Here is a 7,884-nt window from a genome sequence, read left to right on the forward strand (position 1 = left end):
CCTTACTCGGTCTCGTGGGCCGGGCGCGTGCGGCGCCGATGCCGCAGGCCTGCCAGGTATCCTAGCGCCTGGGGACCCCAAAGGGCCGGGAACAACACCAAGGAGGGCACCATGTCCCGGAGGGCCCAGCCCGCCCTTCCCAACTGCATGAACCGGGCCCCGAGGACCACCACCAGGAGGGGTCCCCCGATCCACGGCCACACCACCATCCCCGCCAGCATCGTGACGGCCAGGATCACCTTCACCCCGTTCCGGACCGCCACCTGGAGGTTCTGGCCGGCCTCGCCATCGCCGAACCCGTAGAGGTACTGCTGGCGCAGGAGGCTCTTCCAAGTGCCCCGTGGGCGCCACCGCGCGACGGCGCCCCGGGCGAACGAAAACCGGTGTCCGGCCGCCAGGATCGCCAGATCGAAGGCCGTATCCTCACCGGCCAGGCGCAGGGCTTCAGGGTAGCCACCCACCTGGGCCCACACCTCCCGCCGGAAGGCCAGGGAGCGCGAGGATGGGAGGAAGGCGGCGGGATCCAGCCGGTCCAGGCGCGGGAAGGTGGCCATGGCCACGCGCCGCTCGAAGGGGGTGCGCACATCCGGTTCGTACCATCCGGCCACGGCTGCGGCGCCCTCGGCTTCGCCCTCGCCTTCGAAGGGGCGGACCAGCTCCTGGAGCCAGGCGGCATCCAGGCGGCAGCCGGCGTCGGTCACGGCGATCAGGTCGAAGGCGGCCTGGCGGATCGCCAGGTTCCGGCCCTTGGCGATGTTGCAGCCCGGTTCCGACAGCACGCGCACCGGGAAAGGGGCGCGGGCCGCGAAGTCGCGGAGCAGGTTGAGAGTGTCGTCGGTGCTGCCGCCATCCACCACCACCCACTCGTCCGGCGCCTGCCGCTGGCCTTCGAGCGAAGCCAGGAACTCGGGCAGCCCTTTCGCTTCGTTGAGCATGGTGCTCACCAGAGACACCTTCATCCGCGCCCCCAGAGGTCCTCGTACAGATCCGCCACCCGGTCCCAAGTCTGGGTGAGGGCCCAGGCCCGGGCGTCCTCACCCATGATCTGCAGGCGGCCAGGATCCGCCAGCAGGCCGGCCATCCGCGTGGCCAGGCTCTCGGCATCCCCGGCCACCACCATTCGGGATTCCGCTTCGGGGAACAGGCGGAGGTAGTCCTCCTTCAGGGGGTTGTCATACGTGGCGCAGACCACCTTCCCCTGGGCCATGGCCTCGAGAATGGCCAGGTATCCCGACGTGAACACCAGCTTGGCGTGGGCCAGTTCCCGTGCGGGCTCCCGGACCCAGCCCAGGAACTTTGCCTGGAGGCCCAGGCCCGCGGCCCGGGCCTCCAGCTCCGCCCGGAGCGGTCCATCTCCGCAGAGGGTGAGGGGAAATCCGAGGCCCTGCCGCTGGAGCAGCGCCGAAGCCTCGAGACACTGGCGGACGCCCGTGTCCTCCGCCAGGCGCCCCAGGAAGACCAGGCTGCTGGTTCCTTCGGATCCCTCGGCCGCCGCCCGCGATGGGGCCTCCACGCCGCCGTAGGTGAGATGACGGCAGCGGGTGCCGTACCACACCGGAATGAAGGCCCCGACGCAGATGTTCCCCCGGGTCCATCGTTCCACCCATCGACGGATCCGCACCACCCGTGGGTCCGGCGGGCAGGCTCCTTCCCAACCGTGGAACGTCACGAAAGCGGGTTTCCCGGGGAAGAGCCACCGGACAGGCAGAAACCAGTAGAGGAAGGGCGGATAGTCATGGAAGTGCAGCAGGCCCGCCTCGCGGAAGGCCGCGCGGGCGCCGGCCCACCCGCGCCACCAGGCCGGGCGCAGGAAGCTGGCGCGCCCATGCTCAAACCGTGGAACGCGCCGGATCTCCAGCCGGCCTTCCGGGAGTTCCAGCACGTCCCCGGCCGGCAGGCCGGGCTCGTGGGCCTCGGTCACGACGACTACTTCGTGGCCCCGCCGCATCAGACGCCGGGAGACCTCCAGCACGTGGCGCTCCACCCCACCTGCATGGGGATGAAACCGCCAGCAGGCCATCACCACCTTCATCGCGGCCCCGCCAGCTCGACCGCACAACGGGCGGTCGCCAGCGCGGCCTCGCGCAGCGGCGCCAGGCGGGCCGCCATCCCCTGCCGGAGGTCGCCGCGCTCCCGCAGGACCGTCTCCACGGACTGCACGAGCCGGGCCGCGTCCAGGGAGGACTCGCGCCAGTTGCTTCCGTCGCCCAGCTCCTCGGCCAGGTGGCGCAGGCCGATGCGATCCAGGAAGGCCGCCACCTTGGGGTGGTAGATGATCCCCACCGGGGGGACCCCCTGGAGGGCGCCGAGGATGCCGGCGTGCAGGCGCATGGCCACCAGCGCATCCAGGCGGCCCAGCTCACGGATGGCCCCGTCCACGTCCTCCGGAAGGGGCTGGTAGGCCACCACTCCGGGCAGGAGGGCGTCGAGGTCCTGGAAGACCTTGCGGTCCACCTCCTCCTGCATGGGGAGGAAGCGCAAGTGGTGGCCCCGGTCCGCCAGGTCGCGGCAGGCCTCCGCCACCGCGCGCAGGTAGGCCTGGTAGCGCTCGCCCTGCCCGGGCCAGAGGTGCTCCAGGTGGAACACGGGCGCGAGAGAAAGCCCGATGACTGCGCGCTGCCCCACGGCCTGCTCTTCCGTTCCCTTCCAGAGCCCGAACACCGGATCCGCCGTGACCCGTACGCGGTCGCCCGGCACCCCGGCCCGTTCCAGCCAGGCCTTCGAGCCCTCGTCGCGGACCGTGATCGTGTCGACGGCCAGCCGGATCAGCGTGCGCGTGATCCAACGGCCCCAGCGCCGGTTGAAGGGTCCCGCGCCGATGCCGTAGAGCTGCACCTTCTTCCCCAGCAGGCGGGCCAGCAGGGCCTGCCTCAGCCAGCACCAGGGCGCCTCGGGCTGCCAGTCGGACAGGAAACCTCCCCCGCCCAGGAGGAGGACATCGCACCTCCAGATGGCCCGGAAGGTCCCCCCGACGCGGCCGCGCAGGAGGCTGCCCGCCCACTCGCGCCACCCGAAGGGCAATTGGTGGGCGGCCCCCAGGCTCAGGTAGCGCCGGGTATGCTCGGGCCGATAGGACAGAGCCTCGACCTCGCACCCCGGCGCTGCTTCCTGCAGGGCAAGCCGGATCGCATGGAGGATCACCTCGTCGCCCAGGTTCCCGAAGCCGTACCAGCCGGAGACCAGGAACCTAGGCACACGCGAGCGCAATTCCTTATCCATGTACCCACTCACGTCGATATTTCTTAAGCAAAATCAACATATATGGAATCGCAAAAAATCTAATTATAAGAGCTGAAATAGCAGCGCCTATACCACCAAATTTGGGTATCAAAGCCAAGTCGAGAATAACTATCATCACAAGTTGAATCAAATTCAACCATGACAACACTTGTGGCTTATCCATCGTAAAAAACAATACGCTAACGGGGGCCATGATTAAGCTGATCATGAAGCTAAATAGCAGAATATTAAATATGCTTATAGCAGCTATGTATTGCTGACCTAATAAAATCTTAATTATCATATTGGATAGGCCCGATAATACCAAGAATCCCACGATGGCTACGCCAGTGACCGATTTTACTTTTTGCATGTGGCGGTCCATCTCTTCTGCTGTCCGATAACCGGATACCTTCGGCGTGATCGCAGTCGTCAGAGCCCCTGTAACAACTGGGAATATGGAGGCTAGCTGCCAAGCGCTCGTATAGAGGCCCACCTCTCGCGCACTCGAGAGTCGCTGCAACAGAAAGGTATCGATATTGTTGAAAACAAGAACACAGACCGTAGAAAACGTGATCCATTTGCTGAACCCAATGAGCACGTGTGCCAGTTCACTGTCCCAGGGGCCCGTGAAGATGTCCCGCCGCTCCTCCTTGCGGAGGGAGGCCAAGGCGCCCACGGCGCCGAGGAAGGGTACCAATGCGAAAATGCCGATGGCGGAGAGGGGCTGGAGCCACCCCCCCCAACCGGCCCCGATCACCAGGCCCACCTTGAGCACATTGTTGGACACATTGGATCGGACATAGGGGCCGAACCGTTCCCCGGCCTGGAAGACGGCCTGGAAGAACCCGAACAGCGTGGCCCCCAGAGAGCCCACGAACGCAATGCGGAGCAGGGGCGCCAGCTCGGGTGCGTGGAGAAAGCGGCCCGCCATCACGCCGGACAGGGCCCAGCCCCCCGCCAACACGGCCACCCCCACGCCGAGCTTGAGCAGGAAGGTGAGGCGCAGCAGGCGCGAGGCCTTGGCGGGGGCATCGCGATGGTAGAGGGCCATGTAGCGGACGAAACCCGTGGTGATGCCGATGTCCGAAAGCTGGCTGGCCAGCATCATCATGGCCACGGCCACGCCGAATCGCCCGTAGCTCTCAGGGCCCAGGCGGCGCATGAGCCATAGGTTGGCCACGAACCCGATGGCCTGCCCCGCCAGGTTCCCCCCGGTCACCAGGAGGGTGTTCCTGGCAGTGCGGCCGGCGATCAGGGCACGGCCGCGGTCCAAGGATCCGAGGATGAGCGAGCGCAAGCGCGTGGGCACCGCCTCAGGCGGCATCCAGGTTCCCCTTCCCCAGAGCTGTCTCGACAATCCAGCGCCGGTTGTCCCACCCGAAGGATCCGGCGGCACCGAGCAGGAAGATCAGGATCACGATCACCGAGCGCCTGGGCTTGCTTTTCTCCTCGGGAAGGTTGGCCGCGTCGATCACGGTGATCTGGGGCGTGTCGTTCTTCTGGTCCAGCAGGGCCTGCTCCATGCTGAGGGACAGGGTGGTCACCAGCTGCCGGCGGAGCTGCAGGTCTTGCTCCAGGCGCGTGCCCTTGAGGCGGACCCCGGGGTCCGTGCTCTGGGCGTACCCGCGGTTGTTGAGGGCGAAGGTGCGCAGCTGGTCCTCGGCATCCTGGTAGTTCATCCGTGCCTCCTTCAGCCGGTCGGCGGTGAACTCGGCCTTGAGGCGCCCCGTGGTCTGGGTGCGCTCCCGCAGGAACTCCTGGAGAAGCTCTGTGGCGCGCCGGGCCACGCCCTGCGAGAGCTCCGGCGAGCGGGTCTCGACGGTGATGGTCACCCGCTTGGTGCGGGGATCCCGCTGGTTCTGGAGGATGGCGTCCATCTTCATGACGGCCCGATCCATGTTCTTCGCCTGGAGCTGCTCGAACAGGGTCTTCGTGTTGCGTTCCGGGCGGCCGAAACGCCAGGCGCGCACATGGAAGGTGTAGGTCGTCTTCAGGACTTCCTCGTTCAACCAGCGGCTGTCGAGGATCTCCATGAACAGGTTCGAGGGGTCTTCCGTACCGCCGCCGCCTACGCCCAGGGCCGCGGCCGCGGCGGACAGGCCCGACAGGCTGCCCAGGTCCTTGCCCTCGGCGGCGACGATCCGCACCTCGGAGACGAAGGAGTCCTTCATGAAAAGGGTGCCCACGGCTCCGAAGAGGGCGATGACCAAGCCCCTCCCCGCATGTTTCAAGATCATCTTCGGACTGAAGTCCATCCTGCTCTCTCCGGAAAATGCCTTCAGCCTGGATCCCAATGCGCTCCCGGCCAAGCGCACCAGGCCTCAAGACTGGCGACCCATGGGTCAATCATGCCGGGAATTGCGTCGTCGAGCGAGGTACTTCCCAGGCCTGGGACCCGCACCCAAGTGAAGCCTTGAGAACTGCAAGCGTATCCGGAATCATTGGGACTGGCTCAGCCGCCGAAGAGAACCTTTCCGGCCGATGCGCGCCGAGGCGCGGGTCGATTGGTGTGGCCTCGCCAAGCCCCCTCCCCCCGTTCCCTGGATGCCATGACCCCCTCTGCACGCCATCCCCTCCTCATGCGTTGGGCCACGGGCCTTCTGGTCGCGCTTACCCTGGCCTGTCACCAGCCCACCCAGGCGCCTCCTCCTCCTGAAAACCTGTATGCCTCCGTGCCTGCTTCGGCCCCGGACCTGGTGGTCTACGGAGGCACACCCGCCGGCATTTCTGCGGCCGTGACCGCACGCCGCATGGGGGCCTCGGTCCTTCTGATCGAGCCCCACCGCTGGGTGGGCGGAATGATGACCAACGGCCTGGGGAACACCGATGCTTCGGGGGTGTCCGTCATTGGAGGAGTGGCCCGCGAGTTCCTGCAGCGCATGCTCGCGTACTACCAATCCCCCGATGCCTGGCCCCTCCAGGCCCCGACTACCTTCCGGAGCGGGGCCTGGGGCGTGGATGGCACGATGCGCTACTTCGAGCCTCACGCCGCCCGGGCGATCTTCGAGAAGATGCTGCTCGAGGCCGGTGTCGAGGTCGCCCTCCAGGAGCGGCTGGATGACACTGCTCCCGCCCCGGTGCTCATGGAATCTGGTGTCATCAAGTCCATCCGGCTCGTCTCGGGGCGCGTGGTGACTGGACGCGTCTTCCTCGACTGCTCCTACGAAGGCGACCTCATGGCGGCGGCGGGCATCCACCATGTCACAGGCCGGGAGGGCAACGCCACCTATGGCGAGACCCTCAATGGTCTCCAACTGAACCCCTCAGCCCTGCATCAATTCCCGACGGGAATCGACCCCTACGTGATTCAAGGGGATGCCTCGAGCGGGCTGCTGCCCGGCCTCCGCCTGCTGGCCGATGCGACCAATGGCCAAGCCGATCCGGGCACGCAGGCCTACACCTACCGGCTCTGTCTCACCACCCTGGCCTCCAATCGTCGCCCCATCACCAAACCAGCGGATTACGACGAACGGAACTATGAACTGCTCTTCCGCCTCTACGCCGCCGCCCCGACCACGCCCCTGGCGTTCGGGCGGGACCCCATCCCCAACCTGAAGGTCGACTCGAACTCCGGTGTCGCGTTCTCCACGGACCATGTGGGCGCGAACCACGCCTACCCCGAGGCCACCTGGGCGGATCGGCAGCTCATCCTCGCCGCCCACCGGAGCTACCAAGAGGGGCTCTTGTGGACCCTGGCCAACCATCCGAGGATCCCCCTCTCGATCCGCACCCAGGCCGCCACCTGGGGGCTTGCGGCTGATGAATTCCCCGAGACCGGCGGATGGCCGGACCAGCTGTATGTCCGCGAAGCCCGCCGGATGGTGGGGGAGGCGGTCATGACGGAGGCCCACGCATTCGGCCGCGTCCAGGTCTCTGACCCCATCGCCTGCATGGCCTATCCCATCGATTCGCACCATGTCCAGAGGGTCGTGACCCCCCAAGGCTGGGTCCAGAACGAGGGAGGGGTCCTGGCCCAGATCCCCGGGGGATTCTCCGTGGGATACGCAGCCCTCACCCCAAGCCGGAAGGAGTGCCGCAACCTCCTGGTCCCGGTCTGCCTCTCGGCCACCCACGTGGCCTTCGGCGCCATCCGGATGGAACCCCACTTCATGATGCTGGGGCAGAGCGCCGCGGCCGCGGCCGTTCTCGCCGCGCGTTCCGGAAGCTCGGTCCAGATCGTTTCCTACCCCGTCCTCAAGGGGGTCCTCCTCTCGCAGGGGCAGGTGCTCTGACGGAAGCGAGGAGAGCCTGGAGCCGTTCAGGCTCTGGGCTTCGCCGATCCCAACCGCGATTCGATGGTGGCCCTGAGCCCATCATGGAAAGCCGTCTCCGGCCGCCATCCCAGCTCCGCCTGGATCTTCGTCGCATCGATGGCGTAGCGGCGATCATGACCGGCGCGGTCCTGGACAAAGGTCTTCAGCTTCCGGCTGGTGCCCTCCGCGCGCCCCAGATGCGCATCCACCAGGTCGCAGAGCAGATCGATGAGGGACAGGTTCGTCTGCTCGTTATCGCCGCCCACGCAGTAGGTCTCGCCGGCCGTGCCCTTGAGCATGACGGTCTCCAGGGCGGCGCAGTGGTCCTCCACGTAGAGCCAGTCTCGGATGTTCATCCCGTCGCCGTAGATGGGGATGGGCTCCCCCTTGGCCATGCGGGTGATGGCCA

At 66.8% G+C, this 7,884-nt stretch carries 7 protein-coding genes; 1 reads left to right on the forward strand and 6 read right to left on the reverse strand.

Annotation, left to right across the window (positions count from 1 at the left end):
* Positions 1-2: 2 nt before the first annotated feature.
* The 5 genes from MLE42_RS05885 to MLE42_RS05905 are packed head-to-tail and all read right to left on the reverse strand — an operon-like array spanning position 3 to position 5,432.
* Positions 3-959, reverse strand: coding sequence for a glycosyltransferase (locus MLE42_RS05885; RefSeq protein WP_243286945.1), 957 nt, complete (start codon positions 957-959; stop codon positions 3-5).
* Positions 956-2,032 (reverse strand): glycosyltransferase family 4 protein, encoded by a 1,077-nt coding sequence (locus MLE42_RS05890; protein ID WP_338029962.1) that lies wholly within the window; start codon positions 2,030-2,032, stop codon positions 956-958. Before MLE42_RS05890 ends, MLE42_RS05885 begins: the two co-directional genes overlap by 4 nt.
* On the reverse strand, positions 2,029-3,207 hold the full coding sequence (locus tag MLE42_RS05895) for a polysaccharide pyruvyl transferase family protein (RefSeq protein WP_243286947.1): 1,179 nt from the start codon (positions 3,205-3,207) through the stop codon (positions 2,029-2,031). Before MLE42_RS05895 ends, MLE42_RS05890 begins: the two co-directional genes overlap by 4 nt.
* Positions 3,208-3,211: 4 nt before the next feature.
* On the reverse strand, positions 3,212-4,519 hold the full coding sequence (locus tag MLE42_RS05900; protein WP_243286948.1) for a flippase: 1,308 nt from the start codon (positions 4,517-4,519) through the stop codon (positions 3,212-3,214).
* A 16-nt stretch (positions 4,520-4,535) separates the two neighbouring features.
* Entirely contained in the window at positions 4,536-5,432 is an 897-nt protein-coding gene (locus MLE42_RS05905) for a GNVR domain-containing protein (RefSeq protein ID WP_243286949.1), read from the reverse strand.
* Positions 5,433-5,771: 339 nt separating this feature from the next.
* Here MLE42_RS05905 and MLE42_RS05910 point away from each other — a divergent pair, with 339 nt between their 5' ends.
* Positions 5,772-7,454, forward strand: a complete 1,683-nt coding sequence (locus MLE42_RS05910) for an FAD-dependent oxidoreductase (protein ID WP_243286950.1) — start codon at positions 5,772-5,774, stop codon at positions 7,452-7,454.
* A 26-nt stretch (positions 7,455-7,480) separates the two neighbouring features.
* On the opposite strand, the gene MLE42_RS05915 is transcribed toward MLE42_RS05910, so the two are convergent.
* On the reverse strand, positions 7,481-7,884 hold a 404-nt coding region (locus tag MLE42_RS05915; RefSeq protein ID WP_243286951.1), incomplete at its 5' end, for a GDP-mannose 4,6-dehydratase.

The organism is Geothrix terrae (genome assembly GCF_022808775.1).
GTDB lineage: Bacteria > Acidobacteriota > Holophagae > Holophagales > Holophagaceae > Geothrix > Geothrix terrae.

Excerpts from the sequence above, each read along its gene's own strand:
- MLE42_RS05885 (WP_243286945.1), bottom strand. The coding sequence starts at position 959 with ATGAAGGTGTCTCTGGTGAGCACCATGCTCAACGAAGCGAAAGGGCTG.
- MLE42_RS05890 (WP_338029962.1), bottom strand. The coding sequence starts at position 2,032 with ATGAAGGTGGTGATGGCCTGCTGGCGGTTTCATCCCCATGCAGGTGGG.
- MLE42_RS05910 (WP_243286950.1), top strand. The coding sequence starts at position 5,772 with ATGACCCCCTCTGCACGCCATCCCCTCCTCATGCGTTGGGCCACGGGC.